This is a genomic window from Erwinia amylovora, from assembly GCF_017161565.1.
In the GTDB taxonomy this organism is placed as follows: domain Bacteria; phylum Pseudomonadota; class Gammaproteobacteria; order Enterobacterales; family Enterobacteriaceae; genus Erwinia; species Erwinia amylovora.
The window spans coordinates 1,030,989-1,057,388 of the sequence record NZ_CP066796.1 but is presented as its reverse complement, the minus strand read 5'-3'; the positions used below and the strand labels follow the sequence as shown (position 1 = coordinate 1,057,388).

27 protein-coding genes and 1 pseudogene are annotated in these 26,400 nt (G+C 52.0%); 15 read left to right on the top strand and 13 right to left on the bottom strand.

What is annotated here, in order from left to right; genetic code table 11:
* The first annotated feature begins 2 nt into the window (after positions 1-2).
* From cyoB to JGC47_RS04855, 5 genes are all read left to right on the top strand, one after another.
* Entirely contained in the window at positions 3-1,994 is a 1,992-nt protein-coding gene (cyoB, locus tag JGC47_RS04875; RefSeq protein WP_004156289.1) for a cytochrome o ubiquinol oxidase subunit I, read from the top strand.
* Entirely contained in the window at positions 1,984-2,598 is a 615-nt protein-coding gene (locus tag JGC47_RS04870; RefSeq protein WP_004156288.1) for a cytochrome o ubiquinol oxidase subunit III, read from the top strand. Before cyoB ends, JGC47_RS04870 begins: the two co-directional genes overlap by 11 nt.
* The gene (locus JGC47_RS04865) at positions 2,598-2,927 is read left to right on the top strand and encodes a cytochrome o ubiquinol oxidase subunit IV (protein ID WP_004156287.1); all 330 of its coding nucleotides are present in this window, start codon (positions 2,598-2,600) and stop codon (positions 2,925-2,927) included. The genes JGC47_RS04870 and JGC47_RS04865 overlap by 1 nt, the downstream gene beginning before the upstream one ends.
* A gap of 13 nt (positions 2,928-2,940) precedes the next feature.
* Entirely contained in the window at positions 2,941-3,828 is an 888-nt protein-coding gene (gene cyoE, locus JGC47_RS04860) for a heme o synthase (protein ID WP_004156286.1), read from the top strand.
* Between the two features lie 130 nt (positions 3,829-3,958).
* A complete protein-coding gene (locus JGC47_RS04855; protein WP_004156285.1) occupies positions 3,959-5,320 on the top strand; it encodes an MFS transporter in 1,362 nt (453 codons plus the stop codon).
* A gap of 76 nt (positions 5,321-5,396) precedes the next feature.
* On the opposite strand, the gene JGC47_RS04850 is transcribed toward JGC47_RS04855, so the two are convergent.
* On the bottom strand, positions 5,397-5,888 hold the full coding sequence (locus JGC47_RS04850; RefSeq protein ID WP_004156283.1) for a YajQ family cyclic di-GMP-binding protein: 492 nt from the start codon (positions 5,886-5,888) through the stop codon (positions 5,397-5,399).
* A 137-nt stretch (positions 5,889-6,025) separates the two neighbouring features.
* Here JGC47_RS04850 and panE point away from each other — a divergent pair, with 137 nt between their 5' ends.
* Together panE and yajL are read left to right on the top strand one after the other, a co-directional pair.
* A complete protein-coding gene (gene panE, locus JGC47_RS04845; protein WP_004156279.1) occupies positions 6,026-6,946 on the top strand; it encodes a 2-dehydropantoate 2-reductase in 921 nt (306 codons plus the stop codon).
* The gene (gene yajL / locus JGC47_RS04840; RefSeq protein WP_004156277.1) at positions 6,900-7,496 is read left to right on the top strand and encodes a protein deglycase YajL; all 597 of its coding nucleotides are present in this window, start codon (positions 6,900-6,902) and stop codon (positions 7,494-7,496) included. Before panE ends, yajL begins: the two co-directional genes overlap by 47 nt.
* Positions 7,497-7,636: 140 nt before the next feature.
* On the opposite strand, the gene thiI is transcribed toward yajL, so the two are convergent.
* The gene (thiI, locus tag JGC47_RS04835; protein WP_004156274.1) at positions 7,637-9,085 is read right to left on the bottom strand and encodes a tRNA uracil 4-sulfurtransferase ThiI; all 1,449 of its coding nucleotides are present in this window, start codon (positions 9,083-9,085) and stop codon (positions 7,637-7,639) included.
* Positions 9,086-9,337: 252 nt separating this feature from the next.
* Between thiI and xseB the strand changes: the two genes are divergently transcribed.
* Genes xseB through dxs form a run of 3 tightly spaced genes read left to right on the top strand, consistent with a single transcriptional unit; the run spans position 9,338 to position 12,363 of the window.
* Positions 9,338-9,580: an exodeoxyribonuclease VII small subunit gene (gene xseB / locus JGC47_RS04830; RefSeq protein WP_004156273.1), complete on the top strand. Its 243-nt coding sequence runs from the start codon at positions 9,338-9,340 to the stop codon at positions 9,578-9,580.
* Positions 9,580-10,479: a (2E,6E)-farnesyl diphosphate synthase gene (gene ispA, locus JGC47_RS04825; protein WP_004156272.1), complete on the top strand. Its 900-nt coding sequence runs from the start codon at positions 9,580-9,582 to the stop codon at positions 10,477-10,479. Before xseB ends, ispA begins: the two co-directional genes overlap by 1 nt.
* Before the next feature lie 18 nt (positions 10,480-10,497).
* A complete protein-coding gene (gene dxs / locus JGC47_RS04820; RefSeq protein WP_004156270.1) occupies positions 10,498-12,363 on the top strand; it encodes a 1-deoxy-D-xylulose-5-phosphate synthase in 1,866 nt (621 codons plus the stop codon).
* Between the two features lie 67 nt (positions 12,364-12,430).
* Here the strand turns inward: dxs and pgpA are convergent, their stop codons facing one another.
* The 6 genes from pgpA to nrdR form a co-directional block, all read right to left on the bottom strand.
* On the bottom strand, positions 12,431-12,910 hold the full coding sequence (pgpA, locus tag JGC47_RS04815; RefSeq protein ID WP_013034849.1) for a phosphatidylglycerophosphatase A: 480 nt from the start codon (positions 12,908-12,910) through the stop codon (positions 12,431-12,433).
* 4 nt (positions 12,911-12,914) lie between these two features.
* Positions 12,915-13,892 (bottom strand): thiamine-phosphate kinase, encoded by a 978-nt coding sequence (gene thiL, locus JGC47_RS04810; protein ID WP_004156268.1) that lies wholly within the window; start codon positions 13,890-13,892, stop codon positions 12,915-12,917.
* A 50-nt stretch (positions 13,893-13,942) separates the two neighbouring features.
* A complete protein-coding gene (gene nusB / locus JGC47_RS04805) occupies positions 13,943-14,362 on the bottom strand; it encodes a transcription antitermination factor NusB (RefSeq protein WP_004156267.1) in 420 nt (139 codons plus the stop codon).
* A gap of 15 nt (positions 14,363-14,377) precedes the next feature.
* Positions 14,378-14,848, bottom strand: coding sequence for a 6,7-dimethyl-8-ribityllumazine synthase (gene ribH / locus JGC47_RS04800; protein ID WP_004156266.1), 471 nt, complete (start codon positions 14,846-14,848; stop codon positions 14,378-14,380).
* Positions 14,849-14,935: 87 nt separating this feature from the next.
* Positions 14,936-16,039: a bifunctional diaminohydroxyphosphoribosylaminopyrimidine deaminase/5-amino-6-(5-phosphoribosylamino)uracil reductase RibD gene (ribD, locus tag JGC47_RS04795; protein ID WP_004156265.1), complete on the bottom strand. Its 1,104-nt coding sequence runs from the start codon at positions 16,037-16,039 to the stop codon at positions 14,936-14,938.
* Between the two features lie 4 nt (positions 16,040-16,043).
* Positions 16,044-16,493, bottom strand: a complete 450-nt coding sequence (nrdR, locus tag JGC47_RS04790; RefSeq protein WP_004156263.1) for a transcriptional regulator NrdR — start codon at positions 16,491-16,493, stop codon at positions 16,044-16,046.
* A gap of 170 nt (positions 16,494-16,663) precedes the next feature.
* Here nrdR and lysM point away from each other — a divergent pair, with 170 nt between their 5' ends.
* Both lysM and JGC47_RS04780 read left to right on the top strand, forming a co-directional pair.
* A complete protein-coding gene (gene lysM / locus JGC47_RS04785; RefSeq protein WP_004156260.1) occupies positions 16,664-17,107 on the top strand; it encodes a peptidoglycan-binding protein LysM in 444 nt (147 codons plus the stop codon).
* Between the two features lie 23 nt (positions 17,108-17,130).
* Complete coding sequence (locus JGC47_RS04780) at positions 17,131-17,694, top strand: SadB/YajI family lipoprotein (RefSeq protein ID WP_004156259.1); 564 nt, start codon at positions 17,131-17,133, stop codon at positions 17,692-17,694.
* A 44-nt stretch (positions 17,695-17,738) separates the two neighbouring features.
* Here the strand turns inward: JGC47_RS04780 and secF are convergent, their stop codons facing one another.
* From secF to tgt, 4 genes are read right to left on the bottom strand one after another with little or no spacing between them, the layout of a single operon-like run.
* Entirely contained in the window at positions 17,739-18,707 is a 969-nt protein-coding gene (secF, locus tag JGC47_RS04775; RefSeq protein ID WP_004156257.1) for a protein translocase subunit SecF, read from the bottom strand.
* Between the two features lie 10 nt (positions 18,708-18,717).
* Positions 18,718-20,565 (bottom strand): protein translocase subunit SecD, encoded by a 1,848-nt coding sequence (secD, locus tag JGC47_RS04770; protein WP_004156255.1) that lies wholly within the window; start codon positions 20,563-20,565, stop codon positions 18,718-18,720.
* Between the two features lie 27 nt (positions 20,566-20,592).
* A complete protein-coding gene (gene yajC, locus JGC47_RS04765) occupies positions 20,593-20,922 on the bottom strand; it encodes a preprotein translocase subunit YajC (protein WP_004156253.1) in 330 nt (109 codons plus the stop codon).
* 17 nt (positions 20,923-20,939) lie between these two features.
* Entirely contained in the window at positions 20,940-22,070 is a 1,131-nt protein-coding gene (gene tgt, locus JGC47_RS04760) for a tRNA guanosine(34) transglycosylase Tgt (RefSeq protein ID WP_004156251.1), read from the bottom strand.
* 322 nt (positions 22,071-22,392) lie between these two features.
* On the opposite strand from tgt, the gene JGC47_RS04755 reads away from it, so the two are divergent.
* The 3 genes and pseudogenes from JGC47_RS04755 (at position 22,393) to JGC47_RS04745 (ending at position 25,076) form a co-directional block, all read left to right on the top strand.
* Complete coding sequence (locus JGC47_RS04755) at positions 22,393-22,758, top strand: GtrA family protein (protein WP_004156250.1); 366 nt, start codon at positions 22,393-22,395, stop codon at positions 22,756-22,758.
* A pseudogene (locus JGC47_RS04750) lies at positions 22,755-23,683 on the top strand (glycosyltransferase family 2 protein). Before JGC47_RS04755 ends, JGC47_RS04750 begins: the two are co-directional and overlap by 4 nt.
* Complete coding sequence (locus JGC47_RS04745) at positions 23,673-25,076, top strand: glucosyltransferase domain-containing protein (RefSeq protein WP_013035910.1); 1,404 nt, start codon at positions 23,673-23,675, stop codon at positions 25,074-25,076. Before JGC47_RS04750 ends, JGC47_RS04745 begins: the two are co-directional and overlap by 11 nt.
* A 160-nt stretch (positions 25,077-25,236) precedes the next feature.
* Here JGC47_RS04745 and queA read toward each other — a convergent pair whose 3' ends face one another.
* Positions 25,237-26,307: a tRNA preQ1(34) S-adenosylmethionine ribosyltransferase-isomerase QueA gene (queA, locus tag JGC47_RS04740; RefSeq protein ID WP_004156246.1), complete on the bottom strand. Its 1,071-nt coding sequence runs from the start codon at positions 26,305-26,307 to the stop codon at positions 25,237-25,239.
* Positions 26,308-26,400 lie beyond the last annotated feature (93 nt).

The following is a 26,400-nucleotide window of genomic DNA, read 5'->3' as shown; positions in this document are numbered from 1 at the left end:
CGATGTTAGGAAAATTAACCCTGGATGCCATCCCTTACCACGAACCCATTATCGTGGTAACGGTTGCTGCCATCATTCTAGGCGGTCTTGCCATCGCCGCAGCGCTGACTTACTTCGGCAAATGGAAATACCTGTGGGCCGAGTGGCTAACGTCAGTTGACCACAAAAGACTCGGCATCATGTACATCATCATGGCATTTGTCATGCTGCTGCGCGGCTTTGCCGATGCAATATTGATGCGTAGTCAGCAGGTGCTTGCCTCTGCGGGCGAAGCCGGATTTCTGCCTCCTCACCACTACGACCAGATCTTCACCGCCCACGGCGTGATCATGATCTTTTTCGTAGCGATGCCGTTTGTCGTTGGTCTGATGAACATTGCTGTTCCGTTGCAGATTGGCGCACGCGACGTGGCCTTCCCGTTCCTGAACAACCTCAGCTTCTGGTTCACCGCTGTCGGTGTGGTGCTGGTTAACCTTTCACTGGGCGTGGGCGAGTTCGCGCAAACCGGTTGGCTGGCTTATCCGCCACTGTCCGGGGCAGAATACAGTCCGGGGGTCGGCGTCGACTACTGGATATGGAGCCTGCAACTTTCCGGGATTGGTACCACCCTGACAGGTATTAACTTCTTCGTGACCATTATGAAGATGCGTGCACCTGGCATGACCATGTTCAAAATGCCGGTATTCACCTGGGCTTCCCTGTGTACCAACGTGCTGATCATCGCCTCATTCCCGGTTCTGACCGTGACCCTGGCGCTGCTGACCCTCGACCGTTATCTTGGTTTCCATTTCTTTACCAATGATATGGGCGGCAACATGATGATGTACGTCAACCTGATTTGGGTTTGGGGTCATCCGGAAGTGTACATTCTGGTTCTGCCGGTGTTCGGTGTGTTCTCTGAAGTGGTTGCTACTTTCTCTAAAAAGCGTCTGTTTGGTTACACCTCACTGGTTTGGGCAACGGTGGTGATTACCATCCTGTCCTTTATCGTGTGGCTGCACCACTTCTTCACCATGGGTGCGGGAGCGAACGTTAACGCCTTCTTCGGTATTATGACGATGATCATTGCCATTCCGACCGGTGTTAAAATCTTCAACTGGCTGTTCACCATGTACCAGGGGCGCATTCAGATGCACTCTGCGATGCTGTGGACCGTTGGCTTTCTGGTCACCTTCTCAGTAGGTGGTATGACCGGGGTTCTGCTGGCCGTGCCGGGTGCTGACTTCGTGCTGCACAACAGCCTGTTCCTGATTGCTCACTTCCACAACGTGATTATCGGTGGTGTGGTGTTCGGTTGCTTTGCCGGTGTGACCTACTGGTTCCCGAAAGCATTCGGCTTCACGCTGAATGAAACTTGGGGTATCCGTGCATTCTGGTTCTGGATCATCGGCTTCTTCGTCGCCTTTATGCCGCTGTACGTACTGGGCTTTATGGGTATGACGCGTCGTCTTAGCCAGGATATCGACCCGCAGTTCCATCCTATGCTGGTCGTTGCAGCATGCGGTGCCGCTTTAATCGCCTGTGGTGTTGCTTGTCAGGTGATTCAGTTCTATGTATCGGTACGTGACCGTGAACAGAACCGTGACCTGACCGGTGACCCGTGGGGTGCACGTACTCTGGAGTGGGCAACCTCTTCACCACCGCCGTTTTATAACTTTGCCATTGTTCCTGAAGTGCACGAACGTGATGCGTTCTGGGAAATGAAGGAAAAAGGTGAAGCTTACAAACGCCCGGCTCACTATGCTGAAATTCACATGCCGAAAAACAGCGGTGCTGGTGTGGTAATCGCTTTCTTCAGCCTGATCTTCGGTTTTGCGGCAATCTGGCACATCTGGTGGCTGGTAGGCCTGTCATTCCTCGGCATGATTGTGTCCTGGATCGTCAAGAGCTTTGACGAAGACGTGGATTACTACGTTCCTGTTGCCGAGATCGAAAAAATCGAGAATCAGCACTTTGACGAAATTAGCAAAGCAGGACTGAAAAATGTCGACTGAAACTCTGACTAAACACCACGACGCCCATGCGGAGCATGGGCATCACGATGCAGGAGCCAACAAAGTATTCGGCTTCTGGATCTACCTGATGAGCGACTGCATTATTTTCGCAACGCTGTTTGCCACCTATGGTGTTATGGTAAACAACACGGCAGGTGGCCCGGCAGGTAAAGATATTTTTGAACTGCCGTTCGTACTGGTAGAAACCGCCCTGCTTCTGTTGAGCTCCATAACCTATGGTTTTGCCGTCATCAACATGAACAAAGGCCATAAAGGGGCGGTCATTGGCTGGCTGGCATTGACCTTCCTGTTTGGTCTGGGCTTCATCGGCATGGAAATCTATGAATTCCATCACCTGATTGCCGAAGGCTTCGGTCCTGACCGCAGCGGTTTCCTTTCCGGCTTCTTTACGCTGGTGGGTACTCACGGCCTGCATGTAACCTCCGGGTTGATTTGGATGCTGGTGCTGATGTACCAGGTGGCTAAACGGGGTCTGAACGACACTAACCGTACGCGTATTATGTGTCTGAGCCTGTTCTGGCACTTCCTGGACGTGGTGTGGATCTGCGTATTCACCATTGTTTACCTGATGGGGGTGATGTAATGAGCCATCCTGCAACTGAACATGGCGCTTCTCATGGTAGCGTGAAGTCTTATATGATCGGCTTCATCCTGTCGATCATTTTGACCGGTATCCCATTCTGGATGGTCATGGACGGTGGTGCTTCTAAAGCCACTATCCTCGCTGTCGTTCTGGTGTGTGCAGTTGTCCAGGTGCTGGTGCATCTGGTTTACTTCCTGCACCTGGACAGTAAGTCTGAAGGGGGCTGGAACCTGATTGCTATCGTGTTTGCAGCACTTATCATCCTGATTGTTGTTGTTGGCTCGTTGTGGATCATGTGGAACCTCAACTACAACATGATGAGCCATTAACCGAGCTACTGTGATGATTAAGCAATACCTGCAATTGACAAAACCAGGAATTATCTTCGGGAATTTAATTTCTGTAATCGGGGGATTCCTGCTGGCTTCTAAAGGCAGCATTGACTATTCCCTGTTTCTCGCCACTTTAGTCGGTGTATCTCTGGTGGTCGCATCGGGTTGTGTTTACAACAACTTCATCGACCGCGACATCGACAAAAAAATGGAGAGAACCAAGAATCGGGTGCTGGTTAAAGGCCTCATCTCTCCGAAATTAAGCCTGGTTTATGCAACCGTGTTGGGTATTGCTGGCTTCGCGCTGTTGTATTTCGGAGCAAACCCGCTGGCGATGTGGCTGGCGGTGATGGGGTTTGTGGTTTATGTCGGCATTTACAGCCTGTACATGAAACGCAACTCCGTCTATGGCACGCTGATTGGTAGCCTCTCTGGAGCCGCACCGCCGGTTATTGGCTACTGTGCCGTTTCCGGTCAGTTCGATGCGGGCGCATTGATCCTGCTGGCTATCTTTAGCCTGTGGCAGATGCCGCATTCTTATGCGATTGCTATCTTCCGCTTCAAAGATTACCAGGCAGCCAACATTCCGGTTCTGCCGGTGGTAAAAGGTATTTCGGTAGCCAAAAACCATATCACTGTGTATATCATCGCGTTTATGGTTGCCACGCTGATGCTGACTTTAGTGGGTTATGCTGGCTACAAATATCTGGTAGTAGCGTCTGCGGTTAGCGTCTGGTGGTTGGGAATGGCGCTTTCAGGTTATAAAACCCAGAATGACCGTGTCTGGGCGCGTAAACTGTTCGTGTTTTCCATCGTGGCCATTACCGCGCTAAGCGTCATGATGTCGGTTGATTTTATGACGCCAGCCTCAAAAGACCTGCTCACTTACGTTGGTTAACAGCAGGCCATATCACTGCTAAGGGCGCGATTTCGCGCCCTTTCTTCTTGTCATAAATGCTTAAAAATTAATATTTTACCCACCCTGCCCTGACACATAAAATAGAAAGACTAAAAGCATTGAGGTAGTCATGAACGATAATAAAATGACTTCAGTTGAGCTGCGCGCAACCTGGGGTTTGGGGACGGTTTTTTCCCTGCGCATGCTGGGAATGTTTATGGTTTTACCCGTCCTGACCACTTATGGCATGGCATTACAGGGAGCAAGTGAAACACTCATTGGACTGGCCATCGGCATATATGGTTTAGCCCAGGCAGTATTCCAAATCCCTTTCGGGCTTCTTTCCGATCGTATTGGACGTAAGCCACTGATTATCGGTGGCCTGTTGATCTTTGCCATCGGTAGCGTCATCGCGGCGATGACAACCTCCATCTGGGGAGTGATCCTTGGGCGCGCGTTGCAGGGTTCAGGTGCCATTGCCGCCGCCGTAATGGCCCTGCTGTCCGACCTGACTCGTGAGCAGAACCGAACTAAAGCGATGGCGTTTATCGGTATCAGCTTCGGCATTACCTTCGCCATTGCCATGGTACTGGGGCCAGTAGTCACTAACGCGCTTGGCCTGCATGCGCTGTTCTGGATGATCGCCCTGCTCGCGGTTTGCGGTATCGTCATTACGCTGCTGATTGTCCCCTCGGCGTCAACCCATATCCTTAATCGGGAATCGGGGATCGTGAAGGGCAGCATTGGTGATGTTCTTGCCAATGGCCGCCTTGTAAAGTTAAATATTGGCATTCTCTGTCTGCATATTCTGCTGATGTCGAGCTTTGTGGCCCTGCCCGGCCAGTTTGAACAAGCCGGATTCCCCGCCAGTGGGCACTGGAAGATTTATCTTTGTACCATGCTGGTTGCTTTCGCTGCCGTGCTGCCATTTATTATCTACGCAGAAGTTAAACGCCGGATGAAACGGGTGTTTGTTGGCTGTGTCGCCCTGATGCTGGTCGCTGAAATCATCTTGTGGGGATCGGGTAATCATTTCTGGACGCTGGTGCTGGGCGTTCAGCTGTTCTTTATTGGTTTTAACCTGATGGAGGCGATACTGCCGTCACTGGTCAGTAAAGAGTCGCCTCCGGGTTATAAGGGGACAGCAATGGGCCTGTATTCAACCAGCCAGTTTGTCGGTGTGGCAATTGGTGGCAGCATGGGCGGGTGGGTGTTTGACCACCTCGATGCGCAGAGTGTATTCCTGCTTGGTGCACTGATAGCAGTAGGCTGGCTGTTGCTGAGCCTGAGCATGAAGGAACCGCCCTACGTCAGCAGTCTGCGCCTAACGCTTGAACATTGCGGCCTGGATAAATCGAGCCTGGAACAGCGGCTGAAAGCACATAATGGCGTGTCAGAGGTATTTATCGTGCCTGAAGAGCAGAGTGCCTACGTCAAAATTGACAGCAAGGTTACCAGCCGCGCCGAGCTTGAGAAACTGATTGCGGGTTAACCACGCTCTTTCTGCAAAAAACATCCTGACATACGCACATTATGTCAGGATGAGTGCGGTAGCCAACTCAACAACATTAATCGCGGAAGTTCTTAAACTGGAACGGCTGCCCTAATTCGCCCTTACGCACCAGCGCCATCGCACCTTGCAGATCGTCGCGTGATTTACCGGTAACGCGAACTTCATCTCCCTGAATCTGCGACTGCACTTTCAGCTTGCTGTCTTTAATCAGCTTAACCAGCTTTTTAGCGATATCCGTTTCGATGCCTTTCTTCATTTTAGCATCCACGCTCCAGCTTTTACCGCTATGCTCAATCTGTTCCGGAACCTCCAGTGCTCCACCTTCTATCCCACGTTTCAATAGCTTTTCACGCAGAATATCCACCAGCTGCTTCACCTGAAAATCCGATTCACTGGAGACCTTGATCGACTCATTTTTTTCATTCAGTTCGAAACTGGCCTGAACACCACGAAAATCGAAGCGGGTGGATATTTCACGATTAGCATTGTCTACCGCGTTACGCACTTCCTGCATATCAATTTCAGAAACAATATCGAAAGATGGCATGATCTATTCTCCTGATACTAAAGTGACAGGCATAATACCTGCTTGCCGCTGGTAAATAAAACCATCGGCGCTGAAAGCTATAATAACAGGCAGGCATGCGCGAAGCTGGTCAAGCAACCCGCATGTGGGGAGGAACAATGAAAATTACCGTACTTGGATGTGGCGCCCTGGGGCAGATCTGGCTGGCTGCGCTTGAACGGCAGGGGCATGAAGTTCAGGGCTGGCTGCGGGTACCGCAGCCATATTGTTCGGTGAATGTCATCGACCTGCATGGCGGAAACATCAATAAGACCTTTATCGCTAATGACCCGGTATTTCTCGCCGAAAGTGAGTTATTGATCGTTACGCTGAAAGCGTGGCAAGTCTCTGAGTCAGTGAGAAATCTGCAATTTATTTTGCCTGAACGCTGCCCAATTCTGCTGCTGCATAACGGTATGGGGACGCTTGACGAGTTGAAAAACCTGCGTCAGCCATTATTACGCGGCGTCACGACCCACGCAGCAAAACGGGATGGCACGGTAATTATTCATGTCGCCTCGGGGATTACCCATATTGGCCCCACCACCACCGGGGACGCGGAACTGAGCGATCTGGCAGAGGTTTTGCACCGCGCTTTACCGGATGTGGCCTGGCACAATAACGTGGCTTCCGCCGCATGGCAAAAACTGGCGGTAAACTGCATCATCAACCCGTTGACGGTATTCTATAACTGTACCAACGGCGAGCTGGCTGAATACCGTCAGGAGATTGAATCCCTGAGCGATGAAGTGGCAGCAGTGATGGAGCGTGAAGGTCAGCATATATCGCGTGAATGGCTGATCGATTATGTGCTTGAAGTGATTAGCACCACCGCCGCTAATACCTCCTCAATGCTGCAGGATGTTCGGGCGCAGCGCCGCACCGAAATCGACTATATCAACGGCTATGTTATTCGGCGCGCACGCGCACAGGGGTTGAGCACGCCCAATAACAGCCGACTTTTTGAATTCATCAAGCGAAAGGAACATGATTATGACCGAGAAACCATCGGTTCTGGTTTGCCTGGCACCTGGGAGTGAAGAAACCGAGGCCGTCACCACCATCGATTTACTGGTGCGCGCCGGGCTGAAAGTCGTCACCGCCAGCGTTGCTGACGATGGTAACTGTGAGATTATCTGTTCACGCGGAGTTCGGCTGTTGGCCGATGCGCCGCTGGTGGAAGTCGCCGATGACGATTTTGCCGCCCTCGTTCTGCCTGGTGGCCTGAAAGGAGCGGAATGCTTCCACGACAGCCCGCTGCTGGTGGAAACCATACGTCACTTCAATCAGTCAGGGCGCATCGTTGCCGCAATCTGCGCCGCCGCCGCCGCCGTACTGATACCGCATAATCTGTTCCCGGTGGGAAATATGACCGGCTATCCGGGGTTAAAAGAGAAAATTCCGCAAGAGAAATGGATGGATAAACGCGTGGTATGGGATCGCCGGGTCAATCTGCTCACCAGTCAGGGGCCAGGGACTGCAATCGATTTTGCCCTGAAGCTCATTGACCTGCTGCTTGGAAAAGAAGCGGCGCGTGAAGTAGCCGCGCAACTGGTGGTGGCTGCCGGGATTTACGATTACCGCGACTGATTTTGGCGGGGTTTGCTGCCGGACGGCGTCGGCAGCATAGCCCGTTCGCGTCCGGCCAGTACGCAGTCGCCGCAGCGTACAAAAGTACCTGAAGATGACGAGCACTGCCCGGGCACGAGATGGCAAGTAAGCAGGATAGCCTAGGGACGGTACACTTTCACGTTCTTAAAGCCCTGTTCGTGCAAATACAGCGCCTGCAAGCGGCTCATCACGCCGCGTTCACAGTACAGTAGCCAGCTTTTGCTCTGGTCGAGGTCGCCAAATTGCGTTGCCAGCTTATAGAATGGTAACGATTTCACCAGCACGCCATCCAGCTCCAGTGGACGCGCTTCCTGCTCGTCGGCCGAACGAATGTCCAGTATCACATCCTGGTCTGAAAACGAGGCAACGGTCTCGACTTCTACCACTTCCTCTTCGGTCTTCTCGGCGATTTCACGAATATCAACGTTGGTTGCCTCCGTAACCACCCGGTCAAGGATGGCGAAATCGAAGTGCTGCTCTTCCTGCTCGATCTTCGCCTTTACCGCTTTGACCGTCGGGCTTTTTGAAATAACGCCGCAGTATTCCGGCATGGTACGCGCAAAATCTTCCGTGCCGATTTCACGTGCCAGCTTGATAATGTGCTCTTTATCATGGGAAATCAGCGGACGCAGGATCAGCGTATCGCTGGCATTATCGATCAGGCGCAGATTTGTCAGCGTCTGGCTGGAGACCTGGCCCAGCGCTTCACCGGTTACCAGTGCCTGTACGCCGTAGCGCTCGGCAATTTGTGAAGCCGCACGCACCATCATACGCTTCAGCACCACGCCCATCTGGCCATCATCCACTTTTTCCAGGATCTCACCGACCACTGGCTCAAAGTTGATCGCCACAAAGCGCACGCGATGGGTACTGCCATAACGCTTCCACAAATAGTGCGCAACCTGGCGCACGCCGATCTCATGGGCCGCGCCGCCGAGATTAAAGAAGCAATAGTGCACGCGGCAGCCACGGCGCATCAGCATATAGCTGGAAACGCCTGAGTCAAAACCACCGGAAATCAGCGACAGAACATCTTCCTGTGTGCCGATAGGATAACCGCCGATGCCTTCATAACGGGCGGTGACCAGAATCAGGCGATCGTCGTCGATCTCCAGATTGACCGTTACCTGTGGGCGGTTGAGTTGCACCTGAGCGCTGGCAACATGCTGATTAAGGCCACCGCCAACGTAGCGTTCCACATCCTGTGAACTGAACTCATGCTTGCCTCGGCGCTTCACACGCACGCAGAAAGTCTTGCCTTCAATACGTTCGCGGTTCATTTCGAGAGTTTGCTCAAAAATATGATGCACGTCGGTGTAAGCGCGATCTTCCACTGCCAGCACATGATGTATGCCCGGAATGCGCGTCAGCTCTGCCACAATAGCAGCACGCTGGCTTTCGTCTTTGGCACGCACTTCGATATTGTCCCAGTGGCGTACCACAGCGAGGGTTTCATCAAAGGGCTTGAGAACGTTGCGAATATTACCGGTCAGGATTTTAATAAAACGCAGCCGTACCGACTGGCTTTTGATCGTAATTTCAGGGAATAACTTAATGATAAACTTCATGGCGGCATGTATTCGTTGGGCAATTAAGTGCTGATGAAGGATCACTTAACTGTTAAAATCAGAGTATCGCAAACTGGCCTGCGCCCTTTGCATCCGCGGCGAGTATACCACCTTTGTCTGGCGGCTGCTGCTTCATCTGCCGCCAATACGTTCGTCCCTGCCAACATTAAATTTGCAGGGGATGTTTTGCTAATCATTTAGAGTCGGCTACCATGGGCATTCGCTGATGAACATGCACAGTCAGGATTAGATATGCCGAAAAAAATTCAACAGCCTGTCAGTTTCGAAACCTCCCTGCAACAGCTGGAGCACATCGTCAGCCGCCTTGAAAGCGGCGATCTTGCGCTTGAAGAAGCGCTGACTGAATTTGAGCGCGGCGTGCAGCTGGCGCGAGCCGGGCAACAAACGCTGCAACAGGCAGAGCAACGGGTACAAATTTTACTGAGCGAAGACAAAAACGCCGATCTGACGCCTTTCACGCCGGAAAATGAATAATGGATTTTAACTTATTACTCATCAGTCACTATCAGCGGGTGAACGCAGCGCTTCAGGGGTTTATTTCACAACTGCCTTTTCAGAGTTCTCCTCTGGTAAACGCGATGGAGTATGGCGCACTATTGGGCGGTAAACGCCTACGCCCTTTCCTGGTATATGCTACGGGCGACATGCTGCGGGCGGACGATGCCGCGCTGGATGCACCGGCGGCAGCAATCGAGTGTATCCATGCATACTCTCTCATCCATGACGATTTGCCCGCTATGGATAATGACAGCCTTCGTCGCGGCCAGCCCACCTGCCATATTAAGTTTGGTGAGGAGTCCGCCATTCTGGCAGGAGATGCGCTGCAGACGCTGGCCTTCTCAATTCTTGCTGACGCCCCAATGCCCGGCGTGATGGCAGAAAGCCGTATTGCTATGCTGTCTGAACTGGCTCAGGCCAGCGGAGTGGCTGGCATGTGCGGCGGTCAGGCATTGGATCTTGCCGCGGAAGGCAAAAAAGTGACTTTGAACGAACTTGAGCAGATCCACAGGCATAAGACCGGCGCGCTGATCCGCTCTGCGGTAAGGCTTGGCGCCCTGACGGCGGGAGAAAGCGGCCGTGCTGCCCTACCAGCCCTCGACCGATTTGCCAATGCCATCGGCCTGGCATTCCAGGTACAGGATGACATTCTGGATGTGACGGGTGATACCGAAGTGCTGGGAAAACAGCAGGGTGCCGATCAACAATTGGGCAAAAGTACCTACCCGGCATTAATGGGACTGGACAATGCACGGATAAAAGCATGGGATCTCTGTCAAGAATCCCTCGACGCGTTAGACACGCTTGCTGCACAGTCATACAACACGACCGCGCTGCGGGCGCTGGCAAGCTTTGTCATTGAACGCGATAAATAACCTCCAAATGAGTCACTGATGAGTTTTGAATCTGCAAAATACCCGACGCTTGCTCAGGCAAGTACGGTGCAAGAATTACGTTTGCTGCCCAAAGAGAGCCTGCCAGCACTTTGTAACGAATTGCGGCAGTATTTGCTCGGCAGCGTAAGCCGCTCCAGCGGTCATTTTGCTTCCGGACTGGGCGTCGTGGAACTCACCGTTGCCCTGCACTACGTCTATAACACGCCATTTGATCATCTGGTATGGGATGTTGGCCACCAGGCCTACCCGCATAAAATTCTGACCGGGCGACGTGACCGCATAGGCACTATTCGTCAGAAAAAGGGGCTGCATCCGTTCCCGTGGCGTGAGGAAAGTGAATACGACGTGCTCAATGTAGGACATTCATCAACCTCGATCAGTGCCGGGCTTGGCCTGGCGGTTGCCGCCGGTAAAGAAGCGCAAGGCCGCCGTACCGCCTGCGTTATCGGCGATGGCGCGATCACCGCGGGGATGGCGTTTGAAGCGATGAATCACGCCGGAGATATAAAGGCCGATCTGCTGGTCGTGCTGAATGACAATGAAATGTCGATCTCTGAAAACGTTGGTGCGTTAAATAACCGACTTGCCCAGATTTTGTCTGGTAAAACCTACTCGCGTTTGCGTGAAAGCGGCAAAAAGGTCCTTGATGGCCTGCCGCCAATCAAAGAACTGATTAAACGCACCGAAGAGCACCTGAAAGGAATGGTGGTGCCGGGCACGCTTTTTGAAGAGCTGGGCTTCAATTACATCGGTCCGGTAGACGGTCACGATGTTTTGGCGCTGGTGCATACGCTGCGCAATATGCGGGCGCTGAAAGGCCCGCAGTTCCTGCATGTCATGACGAAAAAGGGCAAGGGCTACGCCCCGGCAGAAAAAGACCCGATCAGCTGGCATGCGGTCCCTAAGTTTGACCCGGCCAGCGGCCTGTTGCCAAAAAGCGCTGACGGTCTGCCAAGCTATTCCAAAATTTTCGGACAGTGGTTAAGTGAAACCGCCGCCGTTGATGACAGGCTGATGGCGGTGACGCCAGCCATGCGTGAAGGCTCCGGGATGGTCAGTTTCTCACGCGATTATCCCCGGCAATATTTCGATGTGGCGATTGCCGAACAGCATGCGGTGACCTTCGCCGCCGGGCTGGCCATCGGCGGCTATAAGCCGGTGGTGGCAATCTACTCGACTTTCCTGCAGCGCGCCTACGATCAGCTGATCCATGATGTCGCCATTCAAAAGCTGTCGGTGCTGTTTGCCATCGACCGTGGCGGCATCGTCGGCGCTGACGGGCAGACTCACCAGGGAGCATTTGATATAGCTTTCCTGCGCTGCATCCCCAACATCGTTATTATGACGCCAAGTGATGAAAATGAATGTCGTCAGATGCTGTATACCGGCTATCACCATGAAGGTGGGCCAAGTGCGGTACGCTACCCGCGGGGTAATGGCACCGGTGCGCCGCTTGAAGCACTGGCCTCGTTGCCGTTAGGCAAAGGCGTCATCAAGCGTCGGGGAGAACAACTGGCGATCCTCAATTTTGGCACGCTGTTACCCCAGGCGGCAGCGGCTGCGGAAGCTATCAATGCCACTCTGGTGGATATGCGTTTTGTCAAACCGCTCGATGAGGCGCTGGTGCTGGAGCTGGCGTCACAGCACCAGGCACTGGTCACCCTTGAAGAGGGTGCTGTTAAAGGCGGTGCCGGCAGCGGCGTTAACGAACTGTTGATGGCGAAACGTAAACCGGTTCCGGTGCTGAATATCGGCTTGCCGGATGAGTTTATCCCCCAGGGGACTCAGGAAGAGATCCGCAGCGATTATCAACTGGATGCCGACGGCATCAAGCAGCAGATCGCCAACTGGCTGGCTCAATAACAGAAAACCGGCTCCTTTCGGGGAGCCGGCTTTCTGTCTGTCAGGGGGAACCCGCTATACCCGGAAACTAAAGCGGCCAGTTATGCCCGGCGCAGTAAAGAATAACGGCAGATATAATTCCTGCGATAATATCATCCACCATAATGCCCATGCCGCCATGCACGTTGCGATCGAACCAGCGGATCGGCCAGGGTTTCCAGATATCCAGCACGCGAAACAGCAAAAATCCTGCCAGCACCCACTGCCAGCTGTTGACCGGGATGGCCATCAGCGTAATCCACATACCGATAAACTCATCCCAGACGATACTGCCGTGATCGTGCACGCCCATATCTTTCGCCGTACGATGGCAGAGATAAACCCCGATACTGATGCCCAGCAGCACCACTAACGAGTAGAGGTCCTGTGGCAGAAAGCTCATCAGATACCAGAATGGGATCGCCGCCAGCGATCCCGCCGTGCCTGGCATCCAGGGGCTTAAACCGCTGCCGAACCCGGTGGCCAGTAAATGCCACGGGTTGCGCATTTTCAGGCGGCTTTTAGCCATATCCTTAGCGCTGTGCAAAGTGATCAAACCCCTTAAGGTTGTTGTCTACCGGCTGGTCGTTTTGCCACAGCGTGAGTCCGTCAGACTGCGGTGCAATCTGGCCGATGCAGGTATAGGGCACGCCGTGATATCCCAGCGCCACGTCCAGCGCGCCACGGTTGATCTCTGGTACCGTGAAGCACAGCTCGTAATCCTCACCGCCGCTTAGCGCCCAGCTTAACGCCTGCTGCGCAGCAAAGTGCTGCTGGATAACTGCTGACAGCGGCAGCGCATCAAGATTTACACGGGCACCACAGGCGCTGGCCTGCAGGATATGGCCAAGGTCAGAGATAAGTCCATCGGACAGGTCGATGGCGGAGCTGGCCAGATCACGCAGCGCCTGCCCCTGTAGAACACGCGGCATCGGGCGTAAATGGCGCTTGATGAGGGCTTCATGAGCCACCGGATCGTTGATTTTCACCCGATGCTGCAACAGTTCAAGGCCCGCGGCGCTGTCACCCAGCGTACCGGTAACATAAATCCAGTCGCCAATGCGTGCGCCGCTGCGCTTCAGCGCTCTGCCCTGCGGCACCATCCCGTGAACACCCAACGTCATGCTGAGCGGGCCGCGTGTGGTATCGCCGCCGATCAGCTGCATATGATAGTAATCCAACAGTTCAAACAGGCTGTCGCTGAACGCCTTTAACCAGCTTTCGTTAACTTCAGGCAGCGTTAAAGCCAGCGTCAGCCACGCCGGATCTGCGCCCATTGCCGCCAGGTCACTGAGGTTTACGGCCAGCGCTTTATAGGCGAGATCGCCAGGATGGATATCACGGAGGAAATGCACGCCTTCAACCAGCGTGTCGGTACTGATCGCCAGCGTCTGTTTTTCCGGCACGCTGAGTAGCGCACAGTCGTCACCGATGCCTTGTTCCACATCGCGACGGGAGCATGACGCACGGTTAAAATAGCGCGCAATCAGTTCAAATTCGCCACATGCCATAATGCATTCCGGGAGTCAAAAATGAGGCCGGGTTGAGCGGCCTCTGAGGATTATTTGCGGTTAGGGCGGATCTGCGGAGCGGCTTTGTCCAGCACGCCGTTGACAAATTTATGACTGTCTTCAGCACCGAACACTTTTGCCAGCTCGATCCCCTCATTAATAGCCACCTTGTAAGGCACGTCGGAACGCTTGCTGAGTTCAAACAGTGAAATACGCAGGATGGCCTTTTCCACCTGGCCCAGCTCTTCAAGCTGACGCGACAGGAACGGTTTCATCAGGTCGTCGAGGTATGCACTGTGAGTTGCAACGCCGCCGACCAGCTCACGGAAATAGGTAATATCGACGTCTTTAACGTCCTGTTCCGCCAGAAACTGGTATTCAACATCCGCGATGTCATTTTTAGATATCTGCCAGGAGTAGAGTGCCTGAACAGCACATTCACGGGCGCGGCGACGAGCAGCAGGTTTCACGAAATTCCCCTTAAATCAGGCTTTAATGGCTTTCAATACGTTAATCATTTCCAGAGCGGTCAGGGCTGCTTCAGCCCCCTTGTTGCCCGCTTTGGTTCCGGCGCGTTCAATGGCCTGTTCGATGTTTTCCGTCGTCAGCACGCCAAAGGCAACCGGGATATCGCTTTGCATGGCAACGCTGGCCAGGCCAGAACTGGCTTCACCAGCCACGAATTCAAAGTGGGCAGTACCGCCACGGATCACGGTACCCAGTGCCACAACCGCATCATGCTTGCCGGTTTTAGCCAGCGCACGAGCAGTTACGGGCAGCTCGTAAGCACCCGGAACCCAAACCACGGTGATATTCTCATCTTTAACCTGACCAATACGCTTCAGGGCATCGATGGCACCGCTTAGCAGGCTGTCGTTGATAAAATTGTTGAAACGCGCAATAACCAGAGCAACGCGCGCATCAGGAGTCGCAACAGCAGCTTCAATAACGTTCATAATCTTCCTTCCAGGGTTCTGTTTGGCCCCGCAGGGGGGCGGATTCTATCATACTCTTTGCAAGCCTGCTTGTTTTTGCGCAAGCCGTCATGACGGGGTCAAAGTGAGCCTGATATCTGGCCCTACCTGACGAATATCGCTAAAGGTGAAGACCGGTACTGAAGCCAGCATTTCCAGCCCTGGCAGCTGGCACAGGCCGCGCCCGGCATCGCCTAACAGCTTGGGGGCCAGATAGACGATCAGTTCATCAACCACGCCAGCCTGGAGTAATGCGCCGGCAAATTGCGCTCCGGCTTCCACCCAGAGGCTGTTAATCTGTTTTCTGCCCAGCAGCATCAGCATCGCAACCAGATCGAGGCGATCCTGATAACGCGGTACCATCAGCTGACTGACGTTATCCGGCCAGTCCAGATCATCCCCGGCGGTACGCGCCAGCCAGGTTTCCCCCGGCTGACTAATCAGCCGGTGCCGTGGAGTAACGCGGTTCTGGCTGTCAACGATGACTCGCACAGGCTGGCGCAGCAAATCGACCGGATAGTCTGCTAAACTGGCGCGATCCAGTTCATCGTGACGTACGGTCAGCGCCGGATTATCTGCCAGCACGGTGGCGCTGGTACTGAGAATAGCCGAGCTTTGCGCACGCAGTCTTTGCACATCGCGTCTTGCTTCAGGAGAGGTAATCCACTGGCTTTCCCCGCTGGCCATCGCCGTGCGCCCATCGAGGGAGGCTCCAAGCTTAAGCTGTACCCAGGGAAAACCGGTACGCATGCGTTTCAGAAAGCCCCGGTTCAGCGCCTCCGCTTCCGGCATCATCAGCCCGTGGCTGACCTCAATACCCGCCTGCTGCAAACGATATAGCCCGCGTCCGGCGACCTGTGGGTTCGGGTCCTGCATTGCGGTGACGACCCGCTTGACGCCGGCTGCAATCAGCGCCTCGCAGCACGGCGGCGTGCGGCCATGATGGCTACACGGCTCCAGCGTCACATAGGCGGTAGCCCCACGCGATTTCTCACCTGCCATGCGTAGCGCGTGTACTTCAGCGTGCGGCTCGCCGGCGCGCATATGGTAACCTTCACCAACGATCTGGTCATCACGCACCAGCACACAACCTACATTCGGATTCGGCGTGGTGGTAAAGCGGCCACGGCGCGCCAGTTCCAGCGCCCGGGCCATATAAGCTTCATCGCACATGTCGTCAGTCCTGTAAGCGGGCGATCTCTTCGCCGAATTCGCGGATATCTTCGAAACTGCGATATACCGATGCAAAGCGGATGTAGGCGACTTTATCCAGCTTTTTCAGCTCATCCATCACCAGGCTACCGATTAATTTGCTGGCCACTTCGCGTTCACCGGTGGCACGCAGCTGGCTTTTAAGATGGCTGAGGGCATTTTCCACCGCGTCCGAGCTAACCGGACGCTTCTCCAGCGCCTTCATCAATCCGCTGCGCAGCTTGTCTTCATTAAAGGGTTCACGCACATCATTGCTTTTGACCACCCGTGGCATCACCAGTTCTGCCACTTCAAAGGTAGTAAAGCGTTCATGACAAACAAGACACTGACGGCGTCGGCGCACGGAAGTGCCCTCACCCACCAACCGAGAGTCGATCACTTTAGTATCCACGGTGGAACAAAATGGGCAATGCATAAGTCTGTCCTGATTCTTCAGCAGAGGGTCACCAGTGTACCCTGAAGTGTTTAACAACTAAATCATTCACGCGGGCTGGCTTTAGCCGGTGTGGAGCTTCTCGCTACAATTGTGAAAAAAAGTCTATGCTTTGTATACCCCATCCGGGGGTTCACTTAAAGGAGTCAAAAATGGGACTGTTTGATTTTGTTAAAGATGCAGGGGAAAAAATCCTGGAAGCGTTTGCCGGAAATGCACACGCACAGGGTACCGCCATTGAAGATAGTCTGAAAAAGCAGGGTATCCCGGGCGCTGAAAAAGTAAAAATTGAAGTCAACGGCGACAAAGCCGTGGTCACCGGCGACGGTCTGACCCAGGAAGAAAAAGAGAAAATCCTGGTCGCAGCAGGCAATGTGAAAGGCATCAGCAGCGTTGATGACAAAGTCACCACCAGCGCCCCTGCCGCCAATGAGTCTGAATACTACACGGTTAAATCAGGTGATACGCTGAGCGCCATTTCTCAATCCGTTTATGGCGATGCCAGTCAGTACAACAAAATCTTCGAGGCTAACAAGCCAATGCTAAGCCATCCGGATAAAATTTATCCAGGTCAGAAGCTGCGTATTCCTCACTAAGACGTTACTAACAGGGAGGGAGCGTGGTTAAAACCCTGACAGTCGTTCTGCCATTTCCCCTGCTGCTGCTTTTGGCCGGTTGTTCATCTTCTCTGCCCGGCCAGCAGACACAACAGCTTCACCGGGAGGTGGGCAAGTTGAATCAGGAGCTAAGCCTGCTCACTCTTCAGGCCACCGCGCTTGAACTCCAGGCCAGACTCAACCAGAACTCCCTGAAGGGTGCCTGGTTAGTTCCCGCCGCCAGAACCCCGGTGGTATTGCAAAGTCAGGCCGGTGAAGTACGCCTGTGGTTAAGCCTCCTTCCCCGGCAAGACGAGGGGACAGGTGCATTACTGCACCTGAGTTCTTCTGGCTCTGCGCAGCTTCCGGCGCTGGCCGGCCAGCTGGAATGGGGTAGCCTTGATGACAGCAGCGGCAGACCGCTGAGGGCCGAAAGTCACAGCGAAAGGTTTCAGGTTGTTCCCGCCATGCTGCCACGCAGTGAAGCCACCGTCCGGCTGAATTTGCGTGGTTTTGCGCCCGAAAAACTCGGTTACGTGCGTGTTCATGGCCTGACTCTGAATAACTCCTCATCTTCTGCACCCTAAAAAAACGGCCACCCTGAGGTGGCCGTTATTCTGACTGCCATTTTTTAAGGCAGAATCGAAGGCTGATCTGCGCCCTCTTTTTCCACTTTCTGTGGGATCATGTGTTCGCGTTTCATGCCCAACTTCAGCGCCAGAGCGGAAGAGACATAAATTGACGAGATAGTACCGATGGTAATACCGATCAGCATGGTCAGTGAGAAGCCTTTCAACAGCGCACCGCCAAAGATGAACAGAATCAGCACCATCGCCAGCGTCGTTACCGAAGTAATGATGGTTCGGCTTAACGTCTGCGTCAGCGAGACATTGGTAATATCGTAAGAAGAACCGCGGCGGATCTTGCGGAAATTCTCGCGAATTCGGTCCGATACCACAATCTTATCGTTCAGCGAGTAGCCGATGACCGACATCAGCGAGGCGACAATGGTCAGATCTATCTCTATCTGGAACAGAGAAAGCAAGCCCATGGTGATCACCACGTCATGTGCCAGCGCCAGCACAGTTCCCAGCGCCAAACGCCATTCGAAACGAAAGCCGATATAAAAGAGAATCGCAATCAGCGCCGACAGCAGAGCCATGCCCCCCGCCTGAGCCAGATCGCTACCCACGCTGGGTCCAACGAACTCAATACGCTTGACGGTGGCGTTCTGCCCGGTTGCTTCATTAACAATGCCCAGTACCTTACTGCCCAGCGCTTCACCCGCGTTGCCTTCAGCGGGTGCCATACGCACCATCACATCACGGCTACTGCCAAAGTTTTGCACCTGCGGTTCAGCAAAACCGGCTTTCTGCAGGCTGCCACGCATCATATCCAGATCGGCTGGCTGCTCAAGATTAATCTCAATCACCGTTCCACCGGTGAAATCAAGCCCCCAGTTGAAGCCTCGCACACCGATAATGGCTACTGCTATTATCAGCAGTATTCCAGAGATGATGAACGCCAGCTTATCCCAGTGCATAAAGTCGTAAACTTTACGCCCGTGATTCATTTGTTCAACACTATGTTCCTGTGCCACAACGCACTCCTCAGATAGACAACTTGTTAATGCGTTTGCCGCCATACATCAGGTTGACGATGGCACGGGTGCCGATAATCGCGGTAAACATGGAAGTTGCCACACCAATCGCAGTCGTGATGGCAAACCCTTTAATCGAGCCGGTGCCCACTGCGTACAGAATGATAACTTTGATCAGCGTGGTCACGTTGGCATCAACGATACTGGAAAACGCACCTTTGTAACCCTCATGGATCGCCTGCTGTACGGAACGTCCGTTGCGCAGCTCCTCTTTGATACGCTCGTTAATCAGTACGTTAGCATCGACCGCCACCGCCAGCGTCAGCACGATACCGGCAATACCGGGCATCGTCAGCGTAGCGCCCGGAAGCAGCGACATAATACCGACGATCAGCACCAGGTTAGCCAGCAGTGCGCTGGTCGCCACCAGGCCGAATTTCTTGTACCACACCACCATGAAGACGATAGATGCGATCAGCCCCCACAGGCAGGCTTCCAGACCCTGAGTGATGTTCTGCGCACCCATGGTTGGACCAATAGTACGCTCTTCCACAATCTGAATAGGCGCAATCAGCGCACCGGCGCGCAGCAACAGCGAAAGCTGACGGGCTTCGTTCGGGTTATTAATGCCGGTAATACGGAAGCTGTTACCCAGACGCGACTGGATATTGGCAACGTTAATCACCTCTTCATGCTTCTCCAGAATCGCCCGGCCGTTAGCGTCTTTCTTACCACTGTCTTTGTACTCAACAAACAGGGTTGCCATCGCCTTGCCGACGCTGTCCTTGGTGAAGTTGGACATGATATTACCGCCAGCGCTGTCCAGGGAGATATTCACCTGTGGCTGATTGTATTCATCGTTGCTGGAGGTGGAGTCGGTAATGTGGTCACCGGTGAGGATCACGCGCTTGTACAGCACCACCGGCTGTCCCTCACGCGTGTCTTTCACTTCTGAGTCACCCGGTACGCGGCCGTTAGCGGCTGCGGTAGCGTCGACGCTGGTATTCACCAGACGGAACTCCAGCGTGGCCGTCGCACCAAGGATCTCTTTCGCACGAGCCGTATCCTGGATACCCGGTAATTCAACCACAATTCGATCGGCGCCCTGACGCTGAACCAGAGGCTCCGCAACGCCCAGCTGATTTACACGGTTACGCAGAATATTAATGTTCTGCTGTACCGCATATTCGCGGGCTTCACGCATGCGTTCATCGCTCATGACCGCCGTCAGGGCATTACTGCCGCTGCTGTTGATAACCATATCGCGGTGACGGGTGGTCAGATAGCTGACAGCTTCATCACGCGTTTTATCATCTCGAAAACGAATTTCCAGGCCGTAATTGCCGGTTTTACGCACGTTAACGTAAGGAACGCTCTTTTCACGCAGATCGCTGCGCAGATTGTCGATGTTTTGATCCTGAAGTTTACCCAGCGCAGTGTCCATATCCACCTCCATCAGGAAGTGAACACCACCGCGCAGATCGAGACCGAGCTTCATCGGCTCTGCGGATAATGTGGCTAACCAGGCGGGCGTCGCCGGGGCCAGATTGAGCGCCACCACATAATCGTCGCCAAGGACTTTGATTATCGCTTCGCGCGCGCGCAGCTGCACGTCAGTGTTAGCGAAACGCGCCAGAATCGCCCCCTTTTCCAGGGCGACGGATTTACTCTGTATATTGTCTTGTTTTAACGCGCTTTGGATCTGAACCAGCGTTTGCTCACTGGCCGCGCTTCCGCGCGCACCAGTGACCTGAACAGCCGGATCCTCACCATAAAGGTTGGGCAGTGCATACAGCAGACCGACGAGTAATACGACGATCAGCATGATGTACTTCCACAAAGGATAACGGTTTAACACGGCAGTTCCCTTAGGGAAATTAAAAAATTAAAGCGCCTTCATCGTACCTTTCGGCAGAACGGCAGCAACGAAGTCACGTTTGACCACAACTTCAGTGGTATCGTTAAGTGCAATAGCCACATAGCCGGTATCAGCTACTTTGGTCACGCGCCCTACCAGCCCACCGGTGGTCAGAACCTCGTCCCCCTTAGCAATTGAATCCATCAGTTTCTTGTGCTCTTTCGCACGTTTCTGCTGAGGACGCAGGATCATAAAGTAGAAAATCAAACCAAACACCACCAGCATGATCACCAGAGAATACGGACTACTCTGAGAAGGAGCTGCGGCAGCCACGGCATCAGAAGTGTTGAAGTTCATTAAATTTCCCTCATTGTTTAATTATCGGACGTTAATGGCGGAACCGCCGTCCCCGTCCTTTGGTAGAATTCGCTAACAAAGTGCTCTAATTTACCTTCTTCGATAGCCTGGCGTAAACCTGCCATTAAGCGCTGATAATAGCGCAGATTATGAATGGTATTCAGACGTGCACCCAAAATTTCATTGCAGCGGTCAAGATGATACAGATAAGCACGGCTGTAGTTGCGGCAAGTGTAACAATCACACTCGGCATCGAGCGGAGAGGTGTCATCTTTGTACTTCGCATTACGGATTTTCACCACGCCGTCGGTGACAAACAGGTGCCCGTTACGCGCATTACGCGTGGGCATCACACAGTCGAACATATCAATGCCGCGACGAACGCCTTCCACTAAATCCTGAGGCTTGCCGACGCCCATCAGGTAGCGGGGCTTATCCTGTGGTAGCTGCGGACAAACGTGCTCCAAAATACGGTGCATATCTTCCTTAGGCTCACCGACCGCCAGGCCGCCCACAGCGTACCCATCAAAGCCGATCTCTACCAGTCCTTTAACCGACACATCTCGTAAATCTTCGTAAACGCTGCCCTGAATAATGCCAAATAACGCGTTTTTGTTGCCGAGGGAGTCAAACCTGTCGCGGCTGCGCTGCGCCCAGCGCAGCGACATTTCCATTGAACGCCTGGCGTAATCCCAGTCGGCCGGGTACGGCGTGCATTCGTCGAAAATCATCACAATGTCGGAGCCGAGGTCGTACTGAATTTCCATCGACTTTTCCGGGTCGAGGAAAATCGCATCACCGTTAATCGGATTACGGAAATGTACCCCTTTCTCAGTAATTTTGCGGATATCACCCAGGCTGAACACCTGGAAACCGCCTGAGTCGGTCAGGATAGGTCCTTTCCACTGCATAAAGTCATGCAGGTCGCCGTGCAGTTTCATGATCTCCTGTCCCGGGCGCAACCATAAATGGAAGGTATTGCCGAGAATAATCTGAGCGCCGGTGTCCTGCACTTCTTCCGGGGTCATGCCCTTTACCGTGCCGTAGGTGCCTACTGGCATAAATGCCGGTGTTTCTACTACGCCACGCTCAAAAACCAAACGGCCACGGCGCGCGCGCCCGTCAGTTGTGTCTAATTCGAACTTCACATTGCCTCCACCAGAAATACAGTCTGATGTTCAGTAAAAAGGAACGCATTCTAACAACCCATGAAGCCGCTATACAAGCCAGCTGCGCAGTGAGTAATAAGTACCGCCAACTTTCCACCCTGTGCTGCCAGTTTATGTTGTAGTTCTGGCACAAAAGGGCCATCACGCTACCTGACTGGTTCGGGTGTCCCAAATGTTATCTTTATGTCACCTGTTCAACATGTAACCTGTACATTTTGGAATTTCATATCTGTTCTCACTACAAACTCTTGCGATTGGCATCATGTAATGACATGATCGGATAATTCAAATTTTAAGATCGATGTTGATGATTAAACTATTCTTAAGGTATTCGCTGGTCGGCATTGTCAACACCCTCATCCACTGGGTTATATTTTCAGCACTTTATTTAAATGGTTGCCACCAATGGGTATCAAACCTTTCCGCATTTTGTGTCGCAGTCACCTTCTCGTTTTTTGCAAATGCCAAATGGACCTTTAACTCCGAAGCAACCACGGTGAGATATACGCTGTATGTCCTGTTTATGGGGACAATGGCTGCCGCAGTGGGTTGGTACGCTGATTATTTATCCATGAACCCGATTATCACTTTGGTGGCGTTTTCGTTCGTCAGCCTGCTTTGTGGGTTCATTTACTCTAAACTCATCATATTTAGTAAAAAGAAATGAAAATATCTCTGGTTGTTCCCGTCTTCAATGAAGAAGACACCATAAACATTTTTTATAATGCTGTACGTCAACATTTGAACGACTATGAAATTGAAATCGTTTTTATCAACGATGGTAGCCATGACAACACAGAGTCAATCATTAAAAAGCTCGCCGATTCAGATCGTCTGGTAAAGGCAATCAGCTTCTCACGGAATTTTGGTAAAGAGCCAGCGCTGTTCGCGGGACTTGAAAATGCAACTGGTGATGCCGTAATACCCATTGACGTCGACCTGCAGGATCCTATAGAGGTTATCCCGCAGCTAATAACCAAGTGGTTGAGCGGCGCAGACGTTGTTTTGGCGAAACGGGCAGACAGAAGCACTGACAGCCGCTTTAAAAGAAAAACAGCCGAATGGTTTTACAAAATCCACAATAAGATCAGTTCACCAAAAATTGAAGAAAACGTGGGAGACTTTCGACTTCTGTCACGTGCAACTGTCGATATTATCAGACAACTACCAGAGCGGAACCTTTTTATGAAGGGCATCCTCAGTTGGGTCGGTGGCCGTGTGGAAATTGTGGAATATACCCGGGCTGAAAGGATAGCCGGCTCATCCAAATTTATTGGCTGGAAATTGTGGAACCTTGCCGTAGAGGGCATCACGTCCTTCTCGACGCTGCCACTCCGCATCTGGACATATTTAGGTCTTATCGTTGCTTCAGTATCATTCGTCTATGCCATATTTATGATTGTAGACAAACTCCTTTTTGGTAACCCAGTTCCGGGTTATCCATCAATCATGACAGCCATACTCTTTCTGGGGGGATTCAGCTTATTGGTATAGGGGTACTGGGGGAATACGTCGGCAGAATATACGTAGAAACAAAACAAAGACCAAGATATATCATTAAAGATCTTTCAGGTGACAAAGATGACAAATAGCCATATATTCTCAAAAAAAATCAACGACTTCAGTAAAATTAAAGCATTAGTCTTGATGACATCTGTCAGTTTCTTTTTGATGTTTCTCGGAACGTCAAGGACAATGTTTTCTGTATACATGCCCGATGATTATCTGTTAGCTAGCCAAACAATGCCTTTATCATTTTACTTAAATCAAGGTCGCTTTGTTCAGGCATTGATAACATTTTTTTTCAATGATTCAGGCATTAACATTATCTCTTCAAGCCCTGTATTTACGCCTCTTTTCCTTCTTGCCACATCATTAACTGCTAGCGCTGTGATTATAAACCTTATTCCAAAAGGCGCATCATTATTGGTTGCTTGCTTGTGCTCAGCCGTAATAGTTACTCACCCAGTGTTCAGTATGATGGCAGTGTATCATCTTGCTACGGTATGCTTTTCCATCTGCATGATGTGCATCCTTGGTGCTATTCATTACATGAACAAATTCCTTGAGAAAAAGGAATTGCAGTACGCTTTAAAAACCGCTTTGCTAATTGTACTGATCTGTGGAAACTACCAGCCAGCATTCATCATCCTGGCTGGATATGTAGTTGCCAGGACGTTTATTTTTCAAAAGAAAATATTTTCCCTTTCAGCGCTTGTAAGCTTTAGCCCCTTGATTTTAGGTTTTATTTTGTATGCTATCTTTTTCAAGGCGACTAAAAACATTTTAGGTGTAGTAGACTGGGATTCCAGAGCAAGCCTGGTCAGTGATATACCGCATAGATTGAGTGAAATTTCAAACTTTATTCCCAGCCTCTTTTTTAAAAGTTATTGGGTAATCCCCTCTCAATACAGCTTGATGATGTCAGTGTGCCTGGTTTTATTTTTGGTCACCTATCTCATCAAACAAAGGGATTTACCTTTATCTATTTACACCATTCCATTTTTCAATCTTTTTTTAACAATAGCACCAGTAGCAATATTGTATCAGTGGGACCCGACTCCACGAGCTATATTTTCAATAGCTTTCTTTTATGGTTCTTGTTTTGCTTTATTTTATAACGATCGTTTTGAAAAATTTAAAGTCATCTTATTATCAGTCATATCACTATTAGGCTTGCTTTCGTCCAACCATTATCTCTATACAACAGAAATGTCTCAGAAAAAGGATAAGTTGGTTGTCTACGAGGCCTACAGCATAATTAAAAACGACAGTTTAGAAGATAAAAAAATAGCATTTGTCAACAAAAATGCCTTAGATATTGCTGACTGGGCTGTGAACGGAGCTTTCTTTTTCTTGACAAATGATAATTTCCAACTAACCCCGGCATCACCCCAGCAAAGAGAACTTTGTGATAAAGAATCGAGAAAAACAACCAGCATTATTCACCCAGACAAACGTGAAGCCGTGCTTTGTTTGCGCTAGTAAGGCGTAAGATATTGATTGATAGATGACAAGTACAGGCCACAACGGTGGCCTGTACCTGTCCAGACCGACTAAACTGTTACAAAGACCCTGAACGTGGACAGCTGCAAAGACAAGGCTGAATGGAATTTCTTTTAAATGTGCCATCCGGCGAAAGTATTTACCGCCCCGGGATCTCGGCAAACGCCTGAGGATTTCGGGTAATGAACATTGCATCGCCGTAGCTGAAGAAACGGTATCGTTGCGCAACCGCCTGCTGGTAAGCGTGCATGGTATGCTGATAACCGGCAAAGGCGGAAACTAACATAATCAGCGTCGATTCCGGCAGATGGAAATTGGTCACCAACGCATCAATCACCTGATAATGATAGCCAGGGTAAATAAAGATTTTAGTATCGCCAAAGAAAGGGGCAATCAGGGCATTTTCGGCCGCCTGTGCTGCGCTCTCTAATGAACGCACTGAAGTCGTCCCAACCGCTATAACCCGCTTACCACGCGCCTTACAGGCCAGCACCGCATCGACGACATCCTGCGGCACTTCAGCATATTCTGCATGCATAATATGGTCTTCAATGGTATCGACGCGCACCGGCTGGAACGTCCCGGCACCAACGTGCAGGGTAACAAAAACCGTTTCAATGCCTTTTTCGCGCAGCGCTTCCAGCAGCGGCTCGTCGAAATGCAGGCCTGCCGTGGGTGCCGCTACCGCACCCGGTTTCTGACTGTACACCGTCTGGTAAAGCTCGCGGTCGGCATCTTCGTCCGGACGATCGATATAAGGAGGCAACGGCATATGGCCAATGCTGTTCAGAATATCCAGCACCGGACGCGCATCGTTAAATTCAATCTCAAACAGCGTATCGTGGCGCGCCACCATGATGGCCTGCACACTTTCATCATCGCCCAGCAGCAGCTCGCTGCCTGGCTTGGGAGCTTTCGATGAACGCACATGCGCCAGCACGCGCTTCTCATCAAGCATACGTTCAACCAGCACCTCAATTTTTCCACCGCTGGCCTTACGGCCAAAAATACGCGCCGGGATCACCCGGGTATTGTTGAAGACCAGCAGATCGCCGGGATTGAGTTGGTGCAACAAATCGGTGAATACACCATGAGTTAACGCGCCGTCAGGGCCGTTCAGCGAAAGTAAACGGCACCCGCTGCGCTGAGCCTGCGGGTAATGGGCTATCAAAGATTCGGGTAACTCAAAAGTAAAATCGGCAACGCGCATGGTCATTCACAGTCCGGGAAATCAGGGCGCACATTCTAGCTGAAAACTGAGCATAGCAAAACAATCTGCGTGATATCGATGTTGTCTGCGGTA

Coding starts and splice junctions, on each gene's coding strand:
- queA (WP_004156246.1), bottom strand. CDS start 26,307: ATGCGCGTTGCCGATTTTACTTTTGAGTTACCCGAATCTTTGATAGCC.
- ispA (WP_004156272.1), top strand. CDS start 9,580: ATGGATTTTAACTTATTACTCATCAGTCACTATCAGCGGGTGAACGCA.
- cyoB (WP_004156289.1), top strand. CDS start 3: ATGTTAGGAAAATTAACCCTGGATGCCATCCCTTACCACGAACCCATT.
- JGC47_RS04850 (WP_004156283.1), bottom strand. CDS start 5,888: ATGCCATCTTTCGATATTGTTTCTGAAATTGATATGCAGGAAGTGCGT.
- xseB (WP_004156273.1), top strand. CDS start 9,338: ATGCCGAAAAAAATTCAACAGCCTGTCAGTTTCGAAACCTCCCTGCAA.
- JGC47_RS04855 (WP_004156285.1), top strand. CDS start 3,959: ATGAACGATAATAAAATGACTTCAGTTGAGCTGCGCGCAACCTGGGGT.
- cyoE (WP_004156286.1), top strand. CDS start 2,941: ATGATTAAGCAATACCTGCAATTGACAAAACCAGGAATTATCTTCGGG.
- lysM (WP_004156260.1), top strand. CDS start 16,664: ATGGGACTGTTTGATTTTGTTAAAGATGCAGGGGAAAAAATCCTGGAA.
- ribD (WP_004156265.1), bottom strand. CDS start 16,039: ATGTGCGATGAAGCTTATATGGCCCGGGCGCTGGAACTGGCGCGCCGT.
- nrdR (WP_004156263.1), bottom strand. CDS start 16,493: ATGCATTGCCCATTTTGTTCCACCGTGGATACTAAAGTGATCGACTCT.
- JGC47_RS04870 (WP_004156288.1), top strand. CDS start 1,984: ATGTCGACTGAAACTCTGACTAAACACCACGACGCCCATGCGGAGCAT.
- thiL (WP_004156268.1), bottom strand. CDS start 13,892: ATGGCATGTGGCGAATTTGAACTGATTGCGCGCTATTTTAACCGTGCG.
- panE (WP_004156279.1), top strand. CDS start 6,026: ATGAAAATTACCGTACTTGGATGTGGCGCCCTGGGGCAGATCTGGCTG.
- JGC47_RS04865 (WP_004156287.1), top strand. CDS start 2,598: ATGAGCCATCCTGCAACTGAACATGGCGCTTCTCATGGTAGCGTGAAG.
- yajL (WP_004156277.1), top strand. CDS start 6,900: ATGACCGAGAAACCATCGGTTCTGGTTTGCCTGGCACCTGGGAGTGAA.
- JGC47_RS04745 (WP_013035910.1), top strand. CDS start 23,673: ATGACAAATAGCCATATATTCTCAAAAAAAATCAACGACTTCAGTAAA.
- thiI (WP_004156274.1), bottom strand. CDS start 9,085: ATGAAGTTTATCATTAAGTTATTCCCTGAAATTACGATCAAAAGCCAG.
- ribH (WP_004156266.1), bottom strand. CDS start 14,848: ATGAACGTTATTGAAGCTGCTGTTGCGACTCCTGATGCGCGCGTTGCT.
- yajC (WP_004156253.1), bottom strand. CDS start 20,922: ATGAACTTCAACACTTCTGATGCCGTGGCTGCCGCAGCTCCTTCTCAG.
- JGC47_RS04755 (WP_004156250.1), top strand. CDS start 22,393: ATGTTGATGATTAAACTATTCTTAAGGTATTCGCTGGTCGGCATTGTC.
- pgpA (WP_013034849.1), bottom strand. CDS start 12,910: ATGGCTAAAAGCCGCCTGAAAATGCGCAACCCGTGGCATTTACTGGCC.
- dxs (WP_004156270.1), top strand. CDS start 10,498: ATGAGTTTTGAATCTGCAAAATACCCGACGCTTGCTCAGGCAAGTACG.